Raw genomic sequence first — 423 nt, forward strand, 5'->3', positions numbered from 1 at the left:
GGTCGCGCGCTCCTTCCAGTCGCCTGGCAGCGTGCACCCGCGCAGGTTAAGCGCGCGCCACGCGCCCGTGCAGGCGAACCATGCGAGTGCGGGTATCGGCGCCTACGCGGACGGCCCGGCGATCCGGTCCGCAAATGCATCGGTGGCCCGCACCAGCGCATCGGCGGTGGCCGGTTCGGTCGCGCCGTGCCCGGACAGCACCATCTCCAGCGTGGCTTCCGGCCACGCGCATGCCAGGTCCCACGCGCTGCGGGCCGGGCAGATGATGTCGTAGCGACCCTGCACGATCACCCCGGGCAGGTGCCGGATCCGATCGATGCCACGCAGGAGCTGCCCGTGCGCCAGGAACGCGTTATGGCGGAAGTAGTGCGCCTCGATCCGCGCCTTGGCCAGCGTATCCAGCGGGTCGGCGGTCGATACCGC

1 pseudogene is annotated in these 423 nt (G+C 71.6%); it reads right to left on the reverse strand.

Features of this window, described 5'->3' with window-relative positions:
* Positions 1–102: 102 nt before the first annotated feature.
* Positions 103–423 (reverse strand): annotated as a pseudogene (locus tag AC1DN0_RS41575) (prolyl aminopeptidase); the annotation flags it as partial.

Source organism: Cupriavidus sp. 05N39 (genome assembly GCF_056397325.1).